Below are 18,547 nucleotides of genomic sequence, written 5' to 3'. Positions count from 1 at the left end.
AAATCAAGAAGGTACCAGATAGATTAGTCCTTCATAAGCGAGATGAAGGACAAATCAGTAGAGTTCCCAGAGAGATTAGTCCTTCATAAAGATTTTTTGTGAGAAAAATCGTTAATATAAGCCTTTATCAAAGATAAAGAATAAAAAAGTGTTCAGGAGGATGATCTCCTGAACACTTTTTTGTGTCTAAGTAACTAAGATGTTTTGTTTGATAAAGACCAGAAAAGGGGAAACACTATTCATCATTAATACTTTAGGGGGGAAAATAATGCTTTGGAAAGGAAGACGGAAAAGTTCAAATGTTGAGGACCGCAGAGGTATGGGCATTGGTGGAAAAACGGTGATTGGAGGAGGGATTGGCAGTATTGTGGTCATTCTCCTCTTTGCACTGCTCGGCGGGAACCCAGGAGATTTAATGAACACGACTCCAACCAATCAAAACACTCCTATGAATGTATCTACACAAGAAGAGGAATTGGCGGATTTCGTTTCTGTAGTCCTTGCTGATACAGAAGATGTATGGTCAGCTGAATTCGAAAAACGAGGCATGGTTTACGAAAATCCCAAACTCGTTTTGTTTAGGGATAGCGTTCAGTCGGCCTGTGGCGCGGCTAATTCCGCTGTGGGACCTTTCTATTGTCCGGGTGATCACAAACTTTATATTGATTTAAGTTTTTATCAGGAACTAAAGCAAAGATTCCAAGCACCTGGAGACTTTGCGATGGCGTATGTAATTGCCCATGAGGTTGGCCACCATGTACAGACCCTTTTACATAGTGGAGAAGAAGCTTCGCAAGCCGAGAAGCAGACCAATGAATATTCAGTTCGATTTGAATTGCAGGCTGACTACTTGGCCGGTGTATGGGCGCACTATGCAGAAGGGAAGGGCTACCTAGAAAAAGGTGACCTTGAAGAGGCACTAAATGCAGCACATGCGGTTGGAGATGATAATATCCAGAAAAAAGCGCAAGGCTACGTTGTACCTGAAAGCTTTACTCACGGAACCTCTGAGCAGAGGGAAAGATGGTTTAATAAAGGATTCAAAACTGGTACCTTAGAGGGCGGAGACACATTTAACGCAAAAAGTCTTTAAAAAACGTAATGTATTTTGGATGGACTCTATTGGGGTCCGTCCTCATTTAAACGTCTAAAGGAATAACTTCAGTGATAAGCAGTGAGTCCTCCGAAAAAATGCAGTACAAATCTGTCATCATATTATGGATGAGAGCCTTTTTTATTAATAAGCCTTCATATCCCTGTTTCATAAGGCTCTTTCGAAAAGCAGTATTTGCTTCTTCTTTATTTAATAGGATAGCACCATCTTTCCACGTAAAGTTTCTTTTTTTTGCACCTAAGTAATCACAAAATAGGTCACGTTCCCCCATAAACAAATTGTATGATTCCTCTGTATTTGATTCGTAAATCTTTAAATTAAGTTCATCAATATAAACCTTATAGAGATAGCCGGTAACAGGTTTTTCATATTGTATGATCTTTGGTTCTCCATTCTCCCAAAACTCGCTCTTTGATTTTTCAATCACCGTCTCAGAACCAATTGCAAAAGGTTTTGCTGTATGGATATCCGAAGTAAACCAAAATCCAATCGTATTGATATCATTACTTAAATTTTGGACTACCGTTTCTTTAGTGAAATTTTGAAAATTTTTTATCGACCCATGGTAAACAATCATGCTCATGACCTCCACTATTAATTTACCCCAAGTTTTAGATAATCATCTTAAACCGAGAAAATTTCAAACAAACAGCAGAACCCACTAAATTAATACTAGTGGGTTTTGAGTCTTTATTAAATAAAGTTAGCGAAAATATACAAAATAACAATACTAATTAAAATTGTTATATTGGACATCGTGGCTATAAAACGGGTGCTGTTCGTACTATATTTGAATTCAACTGCAAATGTTAGAGCAGAAGCTGCAACTGGCAGTAAAAGTCCAATCAGAATGGTATATCGGAACATGGTATCGAAGGGAAGGATGAAGTATAAGACTAAACCAACGATAAGACCTAAACCATATCGGAAAGCCAAAAATTTCATCATAGGCTTTATGAATTGTTTATCAAATTTAAAATTTAAAAAGAGTCCTAATAGCAATAAAGACAACGGCATATTTGCTCCAGAGATTTTACTAGCAACATGAATGATTGTGTCTGGTAACTGAATATGGATTAGATTTAGAATGCTAGCAATAAGATAGGTCATTAATGGAATAGACTTGCCCAATTTTTTCAGAATTTCCACAGGATTTAGTTTGAGACCTTCTTCTGAATAATAACTTGCAAAAATAAAACAAATTCCGAAGACGATAAACGATGATCCAACATCAAACATACTAAAATAAGTTAAGCCATCTATTCCCCAGATTGCATAAACTAAAGGAAATGCAAATAAGCCTACATTAAACCCCGAAGATAGCATTAAAAGTGAACCCTTTAGTTCTCTATCTTCATTTTTAAACACGAATAAGCCCAAACAGGCTGTGATAATTCCAAAAACGAGTACAATTACGGGTAAAAGGATTAAAGACGTTTCTATCTTTACGGAATCAAATGTTACAAGAACCAAGGCAGGCAGGGTGATTTTAAAAATAATTTTTGAAATCACCGCCCCATCTTTTTCTTGTAAAATATTTAAACGTTTTAACAGATACCCAAATCCAATGATGATAATAATATATAGAAATTCCTGATTCATAAAAAAGCTCCTCTACGAAGTATCTTAAGTTGAGTTTCTGTCTAACTCTTATTAAACCATAAATTCAATCATTTTTAATAGAATTAGTTCTGCTGTATATTTCTCTTCTGCTCTATAGATAATATAACTGATTAACTAAAGGAGATGACTAGAATGAAGACTAAGGATGATTTTAAAACAGGAGCAAAAGTAACTGCGGATAATCAAATTTACGGAACCCCGAATAGCAAAAGCAAAGATGGTACCGGCGACTCACCGAATGACAATGTCGGTAAGAACAAAAAGGGACTTGATCGTTAAGGAAGCAGCCAATTTATATTGGCTGTTTTTTTTCACAATATTAGGTGAGGACTGAATGGTAAATAAAAATCTAAGTGAACAAGAGTGGGTTTACAATTATCTTAAGAAAAGTAATAAACCCGTGCCTCTCGTTTTAGGTTCGAGAGGCACTTGGGGGATAAATGGAAATAAGGCGATTATTCTAGTGGCATTTAGTCTCCCTGATATTGCAGTTATGAGAGATCTGCACAATATTAGTAAAAATCCTATTCGAGAAATGAAATATAAAGATATCGTTTATTACGCGGTAAATATAGTAGCTAAAAAACAAGTGGAGTACGTGATTGATTTTTGGAAAGAATAAAAAACATTCATTAAATGAAAATCGAGTATCAGGAGATGGAAGGTATGTCTACGTTTTGTCCTGAATTATGGCCGGAGGATCCGACACCAGATAACCTTGAAAACTGCCGTGAATGTGGTCTTGATCAGCACGGGTCACGTATGGTCTGGGGTGAAGGAAATCCGGAAGCACCGATTATGGTGATTCTAGATAATCCAGGAGCCAGGGAGGACCGTCAAGGGGACCCAGTTGTTTGCGGAACAAGACAGACATTACAACAAGCAGCAAGTGAAGCAGGCTTGAAAAAGGACGACTTGTACGTGACATATATCCTTAAAAGAAGGCCAGTGCGTGCCTATAACAAGGATGAGGTACGCAAACCTGTATGATTCATTTAGATCAACAAATTATAGAAAAAAAGCCCAAACTTGTCCTATGCTTAGGGAATGTGGCTGTTCAATCGTTTTTTCGAAACCCGGAAGCAGATGTAAAAGCATTGCGAGGAACATGGCACAATGTTCAGGGCTATCAAACCACGGTGGCTTATCATCCACTGGCTGTAAGACGACGCCCAAACTTATGGTCATATTTTTTACATGATTTGGAGTTTGTTGCAGAGGGGTACCATCATTTAAAGGATTAGTGAAGATATTTTACATCTTGCTAATTAAATAAAATGGCGGGGACCCTTCGATTTTAACAAAAGGTACCCCGCATTTTTAAAGGAAAGAATTGGACTAAGAAGCACGTTTATTTGCCAAGTCTGCTTGTTTAGTAGATTTAGATTTGATTCTAGCAATAATAAAAATAATTGCTAAAGCTCCTAAGGTAAAAGAAACAATAAGAAGAGCTGTCTTCTTTACAGAGGATTGGTCATCAGAATATCCTTCTGTCGATTTTTTACTTTCACCTAACTTGTTGGATGCTGTTACTTTATATGAATAGGTGACGCCACTTTTTAACTTAGCGCTATTATCCATGTAATTTGGATTTGATATGTCAGAAGCGATCTGTTTGTAGTCGCTGCTTAAACCAAGGATATTAACTTCTTTCCGATAGACCGTGTAGGATTCTGCTCCAAAGGTTGGATTCCAGCTGAGTGACACAGAATCATTATTTTGCCTGTCCGCCAACACCCAATCTGGCTCGTTTGGAGCTTTCGTTATTTCCGTGTGGAAGGAATAAATGCCAATCTGGTTTACCTTTTCTCCCGATAATGAGGATACCTTCCAGTAATAACGAGTATCTTTTTCCAGGTTCTTTACATCTGAATTTGGTAAAGAGACAGTTTGATCAACTATAATATTTTTTAAACTTGGATCTGTCGCTACCTGTACGTGGTAACTGTCGACATTAGGCACTGCCGCCCAGTTTAACGTGACCTTGGAAGGGTTCGCTCCAGTTGCTCCACTTTCAGGGGAGACAGTAAGCGCTGAAGCTGGCACTACTTTGATCATACGTGAACCATGAGATGATAACGTAGAGGTAAAGCCTTTTTCCATACTTCCTAAATCTTGATGACTCCACAAATCACGTACCAATGCAGCTCCTTTAACCCCTAAATCTGTCCATTTAACAGTTACATCAAGTGTAGATGAGCCGGTATTAAAAAGCGCTATATTATAAGAACCGTCGGGAAGGCTTTGGTAAAATACCTGAGTGTCACCCTTTTTATATAATCGCTTTCCAGCGACCCCGCTCTGATTGACACCTAGAATCTCATCATTGGTTAATAGACTTAATCCGAAATCATCCAGCTTAGTCAGGTCGTTTCCAATAACAAATTGAGAAGCCGCAATCGCCCAAAGAGAAACGTATGAAATTTTCTCTTCATTTGTTAACCCATCCTTGCTGCCATTTGCTACATTCAGTGAATCTAAGTCATTCCAGCCGCCAGGACCTGCATGAGGCTGCCACAGGGCAACATCATCAAATCGTCTTGTTATCTTTTTCCAAGAAGCAAGATAGGGTGTCCCATAAGCCTCTACATCATGGTCTGTTCGCCAGCCATTTGATAATTGTTTCCAGGTAGAGATATGTTTAATATCGAGGTTATTGGACAACTCCACGTGTATGGGTCTGCCTGTTTTCTCGAGTGCCTTTGCCCATGCTTCGACATCAGCTATATCCTGGTTTCTAACACCATCAATTTTAATGTAATCTATGCCATACGAGGCAAACAATCTTGCCCATGAATCAATAAATTCCTGTGCACCTGGCTTCGAAAAATCGATGGCATACATTTCATTATAATTAAAGTTTTTCTTTTGCCCTTTGCTAAAGTCCACGATATCCTTCGCATGATAAGGTGTCCCTTCAATTGGTGTATTTTGATCGACCGCTGCTTTTGGAATCCCAAGTGTTACATAGTGGCCGAACTTCAATCCCTTATTATGAATATAGTCCCCAAGTGCTTTCATTCCGTTAGGGAACTTCTCAGGGTCAACGGCCCACCTGCCATATTCATCAACTGTAGTTCGCCAATCGAGCATATAATAATCATCAAGATTAACATATTCATAGCCGTGCGATTTAAATCTTGAAGCCAGCACATCTGCTGCTGCTTTAATCTTATCCTCTGTCGGCTTTTTTCGAATCGAACTCCAGCTGCTCCACCCCATAAAGGGACGTTCTGCCAGTTCATTATAGGAAGAAGCACTTGCTTCTATTGGAGCGAATGTAGAAACGGAAAAAATACCAGACAGCACAATTGAGCAGGAAACAAAAGTTGTGATTATTTTCTTAAGCATAAAATCCTCCTCAGAAAGATGTATATAAGTACTATATTAATATAGAAAACTCAAAATTTTAATGAACAATATGTTCCAACATATATTTCGCTCATATGTACTTAATATAAAAAAGCAATGTAATTGAATTGTATGAGGATACAATTCAATTACATTGCTTGTGTAGAGGGCAAATTGATAATTTTTATGGTTATGAATAAAAAATCTTGTTCTCAAAACATGGCCACTTTTATAAATCCTAAGAACACAACTAAAATGATGACAAATGAATCTAAACGCTGAATAATTCCTGCAATATCTATAAAACTGGCGGCTTTAAGTGCAGGAAATGCAGATCTCGATAAGACGTCAGTTCCTAGTACACTAATTAATAAAAGCATGTTTAAGGTAAAATACATTCCTGCAAATAGGACTGCCATCACTCCCGTTTTCAATATTTTTGATTGTAAAGCAAAGGAATTTTTAGTTAAGTTAAATAAGAAAAACAGGTATGTATAAAATTCCAATACTGTAGTAAAATATTTTTTTATATGTAATTTTTTGTTTACACTCTTACGAAAGGAGTTTCACCTTGATAGAATCATTGCTTTTGAATTTCCTTTTTTTACTATTTCCGGTTTTAACTTTTCTAATTTTCTTTGAAAGTAGGTTCCATACATATAATCAATACTTTCTTACACTCCTTTCATCTATTTCTATGGTTTTATGTATGGCATTTCCTATAAGATTAGAAATCGGCTTTATTTTTGATTTACGCTATATCCCTTTTCTAATTATTGCTCTTTTTGGAGGATTTAAGTTTACGTTCCCACTATTTATTGTTTTAAATGCGTATCGGTTTTTAGTTGGTGGGGAAGGTACTATTCATTCGTTTATTTTTGCTTCTGTCATTTTTATAATAGTACCACTCTTACATAAATGGTTTATGAATCAAAGTACAAAGAAACGAATTTGGAGTGCCGTAATGGTCTCTATTCTGACTATGCTCCTGTACCTTACAATTTTGGGTACATTATTGCCAGTATTGAATAGGGAATTCTGGACATTAACCATCAATGCTTTAACTACTCATGCTGTCGTCATGTTCATTATCATGATTTTAATAGAGCAAATACTTGCTAATATTAAGAAGCGTGAATCAATTCAACAGTCGGAAAGATTTAATATAATCAGTGAATTATCAGCTAGTGTTGCCCATGAAATTAGAAATCCACTTACAGTTACAAATGGATTCCTACAGCTTCTAAAAAATTCTCAAAACATTACGCAAGAAGAGAAAAAGTATATTGATTTTTCATTAGTAGAATTAAAAAGAGCTGAAAGAATTGTAAGCGACTTTCTAGCATTTGCTAAGCCTCAAAGTGAAAACATGATTTTTTCTAATCTTAAAGAGGAAACAGAATATGTTAAAGACATAATTACTCCATTTTCCAATATGCACCAGGTTGACATCCAATATAAGTTTACTAACACATTAAATATTCAGTATGATAAAAATCAGATGCAGCAATGCTTATTGAATTTATATAAAAATGGGATTGAATCTATGATAGAAAATGGCGGGGTCCTTTCTATCAATGTAACCGAACTTAAGAATGACATCATTATAAAAATTAAAGATACTGGGGTCGGCATGACTAAGAAAGAAGTGTTACAATTAGGAAGACCCTATTATTCTACGAAGAATGAAGGAACAGGTCTTGGCATGTTGATGGTTTATAGTACAATCAATAAACTAAATGGAAAGATCGAAGTAGAGAGTGAAAAAGGGAAAGGAACTACGTTTATCATTTCTATTCCTGCTTAACTAATGTAAGACAAAGGGTGAAATTGTAGGTGTATTAGGAATGAAACAATAAATTAAAAAGACTTAACCCCATGGTTAAGTCTTTTTGCTCTATTTGAAATTGCAACATTCTCTTTAAAGAGAAGTCTTAGGCTGCGATTTATCCTTTCACTATTATTTTTATAGCTATTCAATCGAGAAGGATTATCCTTTTAATCCTTCGTTTCGATTATCTGTCTAGTATGAAATTGTCTATTCTTTTTGGAAAAGCGACTTTACCCTCCCCTCATGATAAAAATAGGTTGGTTACGATCACCTGGACCGATAAAATCTAATGCGGCAGGAGAGAATACCATAACTTTTCTTTTAACGCCCTCTAAAAGCATTCGGATTGGATCTATAACTTCAGTATATTGAAAGACATGGCCTCCAAAGAATATCCTCTTTTTGGCCCTCCTTCCGAAGACAATCATATTCTTCTTTTTAACTGTTTGAGCTATGACACTTTCTTTCGGCTCCTCAATAAGTGCCAATGGTACTTCTTCTGTTTGTAAAACTTCTTCTTCAATCGAAGCGACCATTCCAATTTCACGTTTATTTAAAACTAAGACGAATTCATATCCTGCTGCTGTTTTCTTTTGCACAACAGCCACTTCATCTGTAATAAACGTCACAAAATCATCGGATTCATTCGTGTGTGAGGCAGGAGAGATTTCTTTCTTCTTGATGACTCGAAAAAATGCTTTTGCCCCAATTTCTTCATCAGAGAAGTCAAATGGTTTTATACTCTGTGTAGGCACAAGGTATAAACTATTAACCTTCTCTTTGCTATTTAATTGGATACATAAAGCAACGTCTTCATTCACCACCTTTCCCTCATTGTTGGAGAGAGTAGGGACATTCATTTTCATTCCTGGAAATTGAACGAAGATGTAGCTAAAGTTTTTCTTAGGCTGTACATCCAGAAGTCTCATAAACTCACAACCTTTCCGATAAGATACAAGGTTATTTACCTTGTTAATGTATAATTCCACATAATCTCCTTAGTACCTGTTTCTGTATGAAGAGTTTTCATCGTCACTTTCTTATGAAATGTGATGTATCACCCCTATAATTGAGTATTTATGAGCAATTGTTCTATCGAAAAACAAAGAAAGGAAAGTATTTGTCGTTATTTCAGATTACTTTACAATCTGAGATCCACTTTAGGATGAAGAAAATTGATGTTGTAACATCCTGCAATTTAAAAGGATCTATTGGCTGATGAAATTACAGGCTTTTATTTTAATGAAGCATGATAATCCATGAAAGATGATGGGGAAATCCATTGTGATTGGATAAAGGGTGCGTTATTCTAAGCATATTCCTTTATGAAGGAGGGGGTATGATGAGTAAAAAACCAATCTTTAAGGAGCATTTTGTTCTACATAAATGGAGTTATCTGCTGGGTACAATCCTTTTAACTGTCTCCCTTGTGTTGCAATTATTTGTCCCCGTTTTATTAAAATCGTTCACAGATGGGCTTCAAAATGAATCCATTCATGTTTCTGATTTATGGGAGTTGTCTCTATGGTTTGTTTGTGTCGGACTCGGTGCTTTTCTATTTCGGTCGAGTGGCCGCATTTATATATTCAAAATGTCAAGAATCCTAGAGAGGGACTTACGGAGTGCATTGTTTTCACATTGGGAGAGGCTGCAGACTGAATATTATCAAAACCAGCGAATTGGGAATTTGATGGCTCATGCCGTAAACGATGTCAATATCATGAGGCAAATCGTTATGCAGGGATATTTTCAGATGGTTGAAGCTGCTGTGCTTATTTCAATCTCTGTATTTATGATGGCTAGTACAATACATTTCTATTTAACGTTACTGGTCTTATTACCTTTACCAGGATTAACGTATATTGCCTATCGTTTCCGGTCAAAGATTCAAACGCATTCCTTGAAAGTACAAGAAGCGATTGGGACATTGACAAGCCGAGTTCAAGAATTTTGTTCGGGGATTAGTGTTATCAAAACCTATACCCAAGAGGAAGAAGAACGGAAGAAATTTACTAACGATAATCAGGACAATGTCGAGGTCAATAAACAGTTAATCCGTGCAAATTCGCTGTTCTCCTCTTTAAGTCAGGGAATTGTCGGATTAAGTTATTTAATTTCTATCGTATTTGGCTCGATTTTAGTGATGAAGAGTAGCATTTCTCTTGGCGATTTTGTTGCTTTTAATACCTATTTATCTTTGTTGATTGCCCCAATTGAAAACATTGGAAAGGTCATAAATCTCCTCCAGCAGGGTAAAGCAGCAGATAACCGAATTCGTGAGGTTTTAACCACGGAACCTACTATTCTAGATGAAGCAGGGATTACGCCTATAACCACTATTCAAGGTAATATTAGTCTCAGGAATTTATCTTTCAAGTACCAAAGGGGTAAAGAGAGTGCATTAAAGAATATCAACGTTACCATCCCCAAAGGAACTAGTTTAGCCATTGTTGGAAAAGTAGGAAGCGGAAAGTCAACCTTAGTCAATTTGCTCTTACGATTATACAATCCTCCTAAAAATTCAATATTTATCGATGATCATGATATCCTAGATGTTCCGTTAAAAACTCTGCGGGAATCGGTTGCATACGTCCCACAAGACAATTTTTTATTTTCCACGTCCATAAAAGAAAATATTGCCTTTGACCCAAATCCCTATCAAGATGAACAGGTATTCCATGCAGCAAGGCAAGCACACGTTTATCAAGATATTATCGATCTCCCTGATAAATTTGACACTGAATTAGGAGAAAGAGGGCTTTCTTTATCAGGAGGACAACGTCAGCGTGTTAGTATCGCAAGAGCCTTGATAAAACCTTCTCCTATTATCATTTTTGATGACAGCCTTTCAGCAGTAGATTCTAAAACAGAAACCAATATTTTAAACACACTGAGAACACAAATGAAAAGTCGAACTTCCATCATTATTAGCCACCGAATTTCTACGATACAAGAAGCCGATCAAATCATTGTATTAGATAAAGGGGAGATTGTCGAAAGGGGCACACATCAGTCTCTGTTAAAACAGGATGGAATTTACAAAAAAATGTTTACTCAGCAAACCACGGAGTTTACCTGGCCAACACTTAATGGAAGAAAGATCCTCATCAAGAAAAGGAGGAGATAAAAATTCGAAGTATAAAAAAGGGAATACATCCCCCAATAGGTGACCGTCAATTATTAAAAGGTATGCTGATGTTCGCAAAACCCTATCGAAAACTCCTCTTTTTTTCATTACTGCTAACAGGATTTATTGTAATAGCCAGTTTAGCTCAGCCATTTATTATTAAAGTGGCAATCGACTCTTACATCAAGATGAACGATTATCAAGGGATGATGTATTTAGGCATTATCTATTTCATATTAATAATGGTTTCTTCTATTTGTACCTATTTCCAAAATAATACCCTTCAATTTACAGGGCAGTATGTAATATATGATTTTAGGCAAGCCGTGTTTAAGCACTTTTCCGTCATGCAGATGGATTTTTTTAGGCAAAACCCGATTGGCAGATTGGTAACAAGGATTACCCATGATGTTGAGGCTTTGAACCAACTCTACTCGCAAGTGATTGTGAACTTAGTAAAAGAAGTATTGATTCTGATTGGAATTATTGCCCTAATGTTATATATGAGTGTAAAACTTACCCTGATTTGCTTTTTAGTAATACCTATCATAGCAATCGTCACTTTTTATTTTAAAAGGGTATTACGTGAAACACAGAGGAAGCTAAGGAGTATTCTTTCATCGCTTCTGTCCTATCTAGCTGAAAATCTCTCCGGCATGAGTGTTATTCAACTATTTGCCCGCGAAAGAAAACAGCTGGATCGGTTTAATGAATTAAATGAGGAGCATTATCGGGCTGGGATGCGTCAAACGGTAATCAATTCGATTTTTAATCCATCCATAGGATTATTTGGAAATATTTCGCTTGCACTTTTGGTTTGGTATGGAGGAAGAAGTGTAGTAGATGAAACCATCACCTTTGGTACCGTGTATGCGTTTACTCATTATGTTAGGCAATTCTTTGAACCACTCAGAGGTTTAGCAGACAGGTTTAATCAAATACAAGCCGCTCTTGCATCAGCTGAACGGATCTTTGAAACCTTAGAAACAAAACCAACGATCGTAAACCCTGCCCAGCCTATGAAACTTCCAGAAAAAGTTAAAGGAAACATTGTATTTAACCATGTTTGGTTTGCTTACAAGAATGAAGAATGGGTATTAAAGGATGTTCATTTTCGAATCAATCAAGGAGAAACCGTGGGGATTGTGGGTGCAACAGGTGCGGGCAAAAGTTCGATCATTCAACTCATTAACCGGTTTTATGATAATCAAAAGGGAATAATCAGCCTAGATGGAATAAACATTAAAAATGTTCTCTTAAATGACCTTAGAAGACACATCGGAATCATTCAACAAGATGCATTCGTCTTTTCAGGGACAGTGTTTGACAATATTCGCTTGAATCATAACGCTGTAAGTAATGAAGAAATTATAAAAGCCGCTAAGGCTGTAAACATTGATTCTTTTTTTAGCATGCTGCCGCAAGGGTATAATACGATGCTAGGAGAGGAAGGAACCGTATTGTCGGCGGGACAAAAGCAGCTGCTTTCCTTTTTAAGAGCAATGATTGCAGATAATGATGTACTTATTCTTGATGAAGCGACAGCCAATATTGATACTGAATCAGAACAAGCGGTTCAAGCCGCATTAAGAGAAATGTCCAAGAATCGAACAACGATCATCATTGCACATCGACTTTCCACCATTCAACAAGCAGATAAAATCATTGTCTTAGATAAAGGTAGAATTGTAGAAATGGGAAATCATCAACAGCTGCTAAAGAACCAAATGGTGTACTATGATTTATGCAAGAATCAGAATAAAGGGAAAACTTTAAAGATTTAACTATAAGATAGAATTGTTAAAAGGATGGTCTTGAATCTGAACCATCCTTTTTCTATTGGTCTAATAATTTTTGCTCATCACTGAATTGACTAGGGGAGACTCCAACGATTTTTTTGAAAAGTCGACTGAAGTAGAGTTCATCCTCATAACCAACATTTTGACTTACCTCTTTGACCCTTATATCAGAATGTGCCAGAAGCTCCTTGGCCCGGTCAATCCGTAAATGGGTTAAATATTCAATCGGACTGTAGCCGGTATTTTTTTTGAAAAGTCTGGAGTAGTGACTTTTACTTAAGCCTGCCATTTTTGCCAAGTCTGTTAAGGTAATAGCGTGATGATAATGGTGACCTATAAAATCAATTGTTTCCTCAATCACTTGTCTTGTGTCCTTAGAAATCGATTGAGCATGGAAGTCCTGTATCAAGGTTAGTAATAGTTCTTGAAATAGGATTTTTCGTCTAAAAGCAATCGTTGAGCCTCTACGTTTAGACAAAGTATGGATTTCATCGAACAATAGTGCCACTCCTGAGCTGTTTTTGATAGGATAAACTCCTTCTAATGGAAAAGATATTTCCTGAGGCTGTTTGAAATGCCATTGCTCTTTTTTTTCATAGGCACCTGCATAAGAAAATCGTATAAAATAAAACTCAAGAGGATTTGAAGGGGAAGATTTTTTGTCGTATAACATACCAGGTGTAAAAACGATCAGTTTTCCTGGTGAAATATCATACTTATTACCATTTATGATTACTTCGCCCGTTCCTTTTGTAATAAACCAAAGTGAATGATAGAGGGGCTTTTTCCCTTTTTTACTCCAGTTGGGAGGACAAGTTTTGTAACCTGCTAACAATAACGAAAATGTTAGCTCATTTAGTTTAGAAGTTAGGCCGCCAAAATCCATACACAAAGAGCTTCATCCTTTACTGATAGATTGCTAATCTAGAATATCTATACGCTAGAAATACAAAAATATACTATGTTCTAAATACTTTGTTAGAATCTATAGAAAAGCATGTAAAAAAATCTTAAGAAAATCTTCATTTTTCTCCTACATTAAACTTAAGAAATAATAATTATACTAGATTTATTCATAACAAACGGCATTATAAAGGGGGGGATTTTCTTTATGAATCAATATTCTGTGTTGGTGGTAGATGATGATAAAGAAATTCGTGATGGGATTGAAATCTACCTAAGAAATGAGGGGCTTAGAGTATTTAAAGCACAAGACGGCTTTGAAGCACTAGAAATTCTAAATGAACAAGAGGTTCATTTGATTTTACTCGATATTATGATGCCGCGAATGGATGGGATTTCGGCTACATTTAAAATACGTGAACAAAAAAACATTCCCATCATCATTTTAAGTGCAAAAAGTGAAGATACGGATAAAATTTTAGGCTTGCAGATTGGCGCGGATGATTATGTGACAAAACCTTTTAATCCATTGGAACTTATTGCAAGGGTAAAATCACAGCTTAGGAGGTATGTGACATTAGGTCAATTTGATCAGAAGAATAAAACCATTGATTTGAATGGTTTAACGATTGATCAGGAAGCAAAGGAAGTTGCTGTAAATGGGGAGCGTGTGAAATTAACACCGATTGAATATAAAATTGTAGAATTGCTAATGGTTAATGCCGGACGTGTGTTTTCCATTTCTGATATATACGAAATGGTATGGAAAGAACCTTGCTACAATGCCGAAAACACGGTAGCAGTCCATATTCGGAAAATACGTGAAAAAATTGAGATCAATCCAAAAAATCCGAGATATTTAAAGGTGGTGTGGGGAATTGGATACAAAATGGAAAAATAGAATGAAAATTATTGGATGGCTCTTGTTGTTTACGCTTGGAGTCAGTGGTGTGCTATCTGCCTTATTAAATGAAAATGATTATTATCAGCGAAGTTACTTTAAAACATCACAATTTCAGCGTGAACTCGAAAATCTCACAAGATATATCCAAGCCTTCGATATAAAATACGAAACAAAGGAAGATATGAAAAAGGCAATTACCGTATCAAAGGAGGAAATAGAGAACAAACGGGATGAATATGGTGATTTAGCTGGGCTAATCAATGATATTGAAATGCAGTATCAACTTAGAATAGATGAAGCGAAAGCAAATGAAAACGATAAGATTGCAGATATTTACATTAAGGAACGTGATCAAAAGATTGATAAGATCACAAAAAACCTAGAAAGTGACGAGAATTTCAAAACAAGTATCATAGAAGAAAAAGAAAAACATATCGATGAGTATTTCCAGGAGCTGGAAAGTTATCGTCAGGAGTATGAAGATTATCAAGAGGCATTTGTTTATTATTTAAAAAATATAGAAACAGGTCAAATATACACCAATCTTTCAACAATGAATACAAAATCAGTTGAACAATCTATAAATAATGAAAATATGTATTATATTCAGAGTTATCCAACCAGAGAAAATGGTTATCTTGTCTTTAATGAAGGACCATTAGTCAACGGATCTGAGAATCTGTCTAACCTTATACAAACCAGCACCAATGATCGATTTGGAGGGAAAATAGGGGTCTCCAAAAATGCTCCAGTAACGAATATGGTCATGCAGAATTATCATAATTATGATAATCAAAGAATTTTCTATTGGATCTATACTTTAGCCGGAATACTTGCATTAGCAGCTAGTGGATTGATAGGAAAGCGAATGGCAGTTTTCGGTGTAATAGCTCCAAGTAAATGGCAGAGTAAATATAACATCATCCCGTTTGATGTTGCATTAATTTTACAGGTGATATCTGTCATAGCTTCCATTGCTTTAATAGATAGTACATCCTATATCTATTTTAATATTCATGCAGACGATATCATCATCAATCTTGTATTTTTAACGATCATAATTGGATTAACGTTGATCCAAGCCATCTACCTGTGTAACAGACTGAAAACGATTCGTAAAGACAAGAGTGTTTGGCAAAAGACGATCTTCGGACGTGTATGTAAGAGTGTTAGAACTTTCTTTGTGAGTATCGTCACCGTATTTCGTAATGCTTTCCTGAACCGAAGAGTAGGAACGCAGGTTTTCTTAGTTTTGACTATTGTTTTTTCTTTTGGAATCTTAACGGCCCTGATTTTTATTGATGAAGACTTCTTAGCGCTTTATATTCCTGCAATTTTGATGATCGGGCTGCCACTTCTTATCCTTATTATCAAACGAACAGGTTATTTTAATCAAATCCTTTCAAATGCTTCGGCATTGGCAAAGGGTGAGTTCAAACCTGATTTAACTATTATTGGGAGATCCGTTTTCGCCAAGCTTGCAGAAGATATTAATCAAATGAAACACGGTGTCAAACAATCCCAAAATGCCCAAGCCAAAAGTGAAAGGCTAAAAACCGAACTAATCACTAATGTCAGTCATGACTTACGCACACCCTTAACTTCCATAATTACGTATTCGGACCTTCTAAAGAATCCTGAGTTAACAGAGGATGAGCGAAATGCTTATATTGAAATTATTGACCGTAAGTCAAAACGCTTAAAGGTATTAATAGATGACCTTTTTGAAGCATCGAAAATGGCCAGCGGAGCGATAGAGCTGACAAAAGCGAAGGTCGACATCGTCCAATTGCTTCAACAATCACTAGCTGAGTACAATGAAACAATGGAAGATTCTCAGGTCCGATTCCGGGTATCCAATCCTGATCATCCTATTTATGCATTTGTGGATGGGCAAAAGCTTTGGCGGGTATTTGATAATATAATTGGAAATATAACCAAATATTCGTTAGAAAATTCAAGAGCCTATATTAATGTTAAAGAAGAAAATCATCAAGTAAGTATTACCTTTAAGAATATTTCTAAATATGAGTTAAGTGAAAATATCGATGAATTATTTGAACGCTTTAAACGTGGGGATGAATCACGTCATACGGATGGTTCTGGCTTAGGACTTGCTATTGCTAAGTCGATAATCGATTTACACGAGGGTACCTTAGACATAGATGTTGATGGAGATTTGTTTAAAGTGACGGTTATACTAAGTCTTTATGATAAATGATTATAAAAAAAATTCAAAACACCCTGAGACCTTGAAATAAGGTCTCAGGGTGTTTACTTTTTACTTAATTTTATCTCTTTTAGCTTCTGATTTTGTTCATCGGGCCACCATGCCCCGCAATCATCCGAAACAACGCATGCTGCACATTTTTCTAAGTCATAGACCCTCATCCCGGATATGGGCGGGGAATATAGATGGAGGGTTACCATATCAGTATGATTTGAGGCTTTCATTTTATGGACTGCCTTTTTTGGAGCATAAAAATATTGTCCTTTATGGTGATACTGATAAAACAATTCTTTAGGTAAGCTGTCACCTTTAACTTCATAAACAGAATTAAGGGAAGTACCGGAGATTACTTGGATCCAGCCGTGAGAATTGCCATGATCATGAGGGGCGCACTCTAACTGAGACCAATTCATCACAAGAAGCTCGACTTCTTCATTTTTATATAGAAGTTTTCGATTGTAAGGCTTCCCTTCAGAAGGTTCTGGCAACTGTGCAAGATCATCGAGGTTCATATCAATTTGTAACAATGCATTTTTCAGGTCGGCTTTAGATGGACTTTTTAAGGGATCTAATACATTCTTAATCTTAGCTGTTAAAGTCATAAAAGCTCTCCTCCGATTGCCGTTATTTCTTTAATAAACGCCACAACATAGGCACAAGCTGACCGTTAACAATAATCACTCCAATAATAATTATGATTCCTCCCGTAGCACTTATGAGTAAAACTTTTTCCTTCAAAAGCAGAACTGCCGCAATTAAAGTCGCAATGGGCTCCAAATAGAGAAACATGGAAACCTTTGATGCCTCTAGGACCTCTAATGCTTTCCCCCAATACCAATAAGCAATACCCGATACAAAGACACCAAGAAACAACAAATGTGCCCATTCTGAATAGTTTAACAAGGAAAGGTCTCCCCAGCCTCTATTGCGAAGAATAAAAGGTGTAGTAAGAATCAATCCTAATAAACACATATAAAATGTTACAACAAGAGGGGGATAAGGAATTTTTAAACTTTTTACAAGTACTGAGTAAACTGCCCAGTTTAACGTGCTAAGGATCATTAGGAGAAATCCTAAATTGATGGCAACCTGAAAGGATTGTCCACTTCTTGTACTTGATATAATAAGTACACCCGTTATCGCCATTACCATCCCAACAGCCTTTGTAATACTTAACTTTTCATGCAAAAAAAGCATGGAGAGAATCACGGTAAAGACGGGTGAAAACGATATGAGCCAACCAGCAGCAGAAGCATTTATTGTTAACAAGGCGGTTGCCTGGAGTACCTGATGAACAAAAACCCCAAGAATGCCTAGTACCATTAAATGAGGAACATACTTAATAGATATTTGCAGACGATGGCGTTGTAATAGCAGAAGCAACAGCAAAAATATGGCCCCAATTCCAAACCGAATAACAAGTAATGAATAAGGATCCAGCTTTCCAAGTACAGCTTTAGTCGATACAAATGATACTCCCCAAAAACTAATCGCCATCAATGCATACAGTGATGCAGTTAACTTTAACCTAAAATTAGTCATGCTGAGCAGTCCTTTCAGCAAAAAGATAGTTATTTCATCTTATGCTTGTCCGAATACAACATGATTTTTCTTTTTAGGGGAAAACTAACAAAGTCTAGAGTAAATCAAAAAAATGTATTTACA

The 18,547-nt window shown here is 36.3% G+C and carries 18 protein-coding genes; 10 read left to right on the top strand and 8 right to left on the bottom strand.

Features of this window, described 5'->3' with window-relative positions; all coding sequences use genetic code 11:
* Nucleotides 1-268 precede the first annotated feature (268 nt).
* Nucleotides 269-1,093, top strand: a complete 825-nt coding sequence (locus QFZ31_RS09825) for a neutral zinc metallopeptidase (RefSeq protein WP_307302814.1) — start codon at nucleotides 269-271, stop codon at nucleotides 1,091-1,093.
* Nucleotides 1,094-1,139: 46 nt separating this feature from the next.
* Here QFZ31_RS09825 and QFZ31_RS09820 read toward each other — a convergent pair whose 3' ends face one another.
* On the bottom strand, nucleotides 1,140-1,691 hold the full coding sequence (locus QFZ31_RS09820) for a hypothetical protein (RefSeq protein WP_307302813.1): 552 nt from the start codon (nucleotides 1,689-1,691) through the stop codon (nucleotides 1,140-1,142).
* A gap of 116 nt (nucleotides 1,692-1,807) precedes the next feature.
* Nucleotides 1,808-2,716 carry an AEC family transporter gene (locus tag QFZ31_RS09815; RefSeq protein ID WP_307302812.1) on the bottom strand — a complete coding sequence of 303 codons (909 nt, stop codon included), beginning with the start codon at nucleotides 2,714-2,716 and terminating at the stop codon, nucleotides 1,808-1,810.
* Nucleotides 2,717-2,869: 153 nt separating this feature from the next.
* Here QFZ31_RS09815 and QFZ31_RS09810 point away from each other — a divergent pair, with 153 nt between their 5' ends.
* The 4 genes from QFZ31_RS09810 to QFZ31_RS09795 are packed head-to-tail and all read left to right on the top strand — an operon-like array spanning nucleotide 2,870 to nucleotide 3,981.
* A complete protein-coding gene (locus QFZ31_RS09810; RefSeq protein ID WP_307302811.1) occupies nucleotides 2,870-3,016 on the top strand; it encodes a hypothetical protein in 147 nt (48 codons plus the stop codon).
* A gap of 55 nt (nucleotides 3,017-3,071) precedes the next feature.
* A complete protein-coding gene (locus QFZ31_RS09805; protein WP_307302810.1) occupies nucleotides 3,072-3,359 on the top strand; it encodes a hypothetical protein in 288 nt (95 codons plus the stop codon).
* 44 nt (nucleotides 3,360-3,403) lie between these two features.
* Nucleotides 3,404-3,727: a uracil-DNA glycosylase family protein gene (locus QFZ31_RS09800; protein ID WP_307302809.1), complete on the top strand. Its 324-nt coding sequence runs from the start codon at nucleotides 3,404-3,406 to the stop codon at nucleotides 3,725-3,727.
* Nucleotides 3,724-3,981 carry a uracil-DNA glycosylase family protein gene (locus QFZ31_RS09795; RefSeq protein WP_307302808.1) on the top strand — a complete coding sequence of 86 codons (258 nt, stop codon included), beginning with the start codon at nucleotides 3,724-3,726 and terminating at the stop codon, nucleotides 3,979-3,981. Before QFZ31_RS09800 ends, QFZ31_RS09795 begins: the two co-directional genes overlap by 4 nt.
* Before the next feature lie 94 nt (nucleotides 3,982-4,075).
* Here the strand turns inward: QFZ31_RS09795 and QFZ31_RS09790 are convergent, their stop codons facing one another.
* Together QFZ31_RS09790 and QFZ31_RS09785 are read right to left on the bottom strand one after the other, a co-directional pair.
* Entirely contained in the window at nucleotides 4,076-6,088 is a 2,013-nt protein-coding gene (locus QFZ31_RS09790; protein WP_307302806.1) for an alpha-galactosidase, read from the bottom strand.
* A gap of 212 nt (nucleotides 6,089-6,300) precedes the next feature.
* Nucleotides 6,301-6,618, bottom strand: a complete 318-nt coding sequence (locus tag QFZ31_RS09785) for a GerAB/ArcD/ProY family transporter (protein WP_307311464.1) — start codon at nucleotides 6,616-6,618, stop codon at nucleotides 6,301-6,303.
* A 41-nt stretch (nucleotides 6,619-6,659) separates the two neighbouring features.
* On the opposite strand from QFZ31_RS09785, the gene QFZ31_RS09780 reads away from it, so the two are divergent.
* Nucleotides 6,660-7,895 carry an ATP-binding protein gene (locus QFZ31_RS09780; protein WP_307302804.1) on the top strand — a complete coding sequence of 412 codons (1,236 nt, stop codon included), beginning with the start codon at nucleotides 6,660-6,662 and terminating at the stop codon, nucleotides 7,893-7,895.
* Nucleotides 7,896-8,149: 254 nt separating this feature from the next.
* On the opposite strand, the gene QFZ31_RS09775 is transcribed toward QFZ31_RS09780, so the two are convergent.
* Nucleotides 8,150-8,908 (bottom strand): hypothetical protein, encoded by a 759-nt coding sequence (locus QFZ31_RS09775; RefSeq protein WP_307302803.1) that lies wholly within the window; start codon nucleotides 8,906-8,908, stop codon nucleotides 8,150-8,152.
* 353 nt (nucleotides 8,909-9,261) lie between these two features.
* On the opposite strand from QFZ31_RS09775, the gene QFZ31_RS09770 reads away from it, so the two are divergent.
* Together QFZ31_RS09770 and QFZ31_RS09765 are read left to right on the top strand one after the other, a co-directional pair.
* Nucleotides 9,262-11,046: an ABC transporter ATP-binding protein gene (locus QFZ31_RS09770; protein WP_307302802.1), complete on the top strand. Its 1,785-nt coding sequence runs from the start codon at nucleotides 9,262-9,264 to the stop codon at nucleotides 11,044-11,046.
* Nucleotides 11,047-11,114: 68 nt separating this feature from the next.
* Nucleotides 11,115-12,830, top strand: a complete 1,716-nt coding sequence (locus tag QFZ31_RS09765) for an ABC transporter ATP-binding protein (protein WP_307302801.1) — start codon at nucleotides 11,115-11,117, stop codon at nucleotides 12,828-12,830.
* A gap of 52 nt (nucleotides 12,831-12,882) precedes the next feature.
* On the opposite strand, the gene QFZ31_RS09760 is transcribed toward QFZ31_RS09765, so the two are convergent.
* Nucleotides 12,883-13,731 (bottom strand): AraC family transcriptional regulator, encoded by an 849-nt coding sequence (locus QFZ31_RS09760; RefSeq protein ID WP_307311462.1) that lies wholly within the window; start codon nucleotides 13,729-13,731, stop codon nucleotides 12,883-12,885.
* 225 nt (nucleotides 13,732-13,956) lie between these two features.
* Between QFZ31_RS09760 and QFZ31_RS09755 the strand changes: the two genes are divergently transcribed.
* The gene (locus tag QFZ31_RS09755) at nucleotides 13,957-14,649 is read left to right on the top strand and encodes a response regulator transcription factor (protein ID WP_307302799.1); all 693 of its coding nucleotides are present in this window, start codon (nucleotides 13,957-13,959) and stop codon (nucleotides 14,647-14,649) included.
* The gene (locus QFZ31_RS09750; RefSeq protein ID WP_307302797.1) at nucleotides 14,627-16,873 is read left to right on the top strand and encodes a sensor histidine kinase; all 2,247 of its coding nucleotides are present in this window, start codon (nucleotides 14,627-14,629) and stop codon (nucleotides 16,871-16,873) included. The genes QFZ31_RS09755 and QFZ31_RS09750 overlap by 23 nt, the downstream gene beginning before the upstream one ends.
* 53 nt (nucleotides 16,874-16,926) lie before the next feature.
* Here QFZ31_RS09750 and QFZ31_RS09745 read toward each other — a convergent pair whose 3' ends face one another.
* Both QFZ31_RS09745 and QFZ31_RS09740 read right to left on the bottom strand, forming a co-directional pair.
* Nucleotides 16,927-17,484 (bottom strand): cysteine dioxygenase, encoded by a 558-nt coding sequence (locus QFZ31_RS09745; protein WP_307302795.1) that lies wholly within the window; start codon nucleotides 17,482-17,484, stop codon nucleotides 16,927-16,929.
* 22 nt (nucleotides 17,485-17,506) lie between these two features.
* Nucleotides 17,507-18,424, bottom strand: coding sequence for a DMT family transporter (locus QFZ31_RS09740; protein ID WP_307302794.1), 918 nt, complete (start codon nucleotides 18,422-18,424; stop codon nucleotides 17,507-17,509).
* Between the last annotated feature and the right edge of the window lie 123 nt (nucleotides 18,425-18,547).

Origin of the sequence: Neobacillus niacini, from assembly GCF_030817595.1 — a bacterium.
In the GTDB taxonomy this organism is placed as follows: Bacteria; Bacillota; Bacilli; order Bacillales; family Cytobacillaceae; genus Neobacillus; species Neobacillus niacini_G.
Note: the sequence above shows the minus strand (reverse complement) of the source record. Positions and strands in the feature narration are given on the sequence as shown.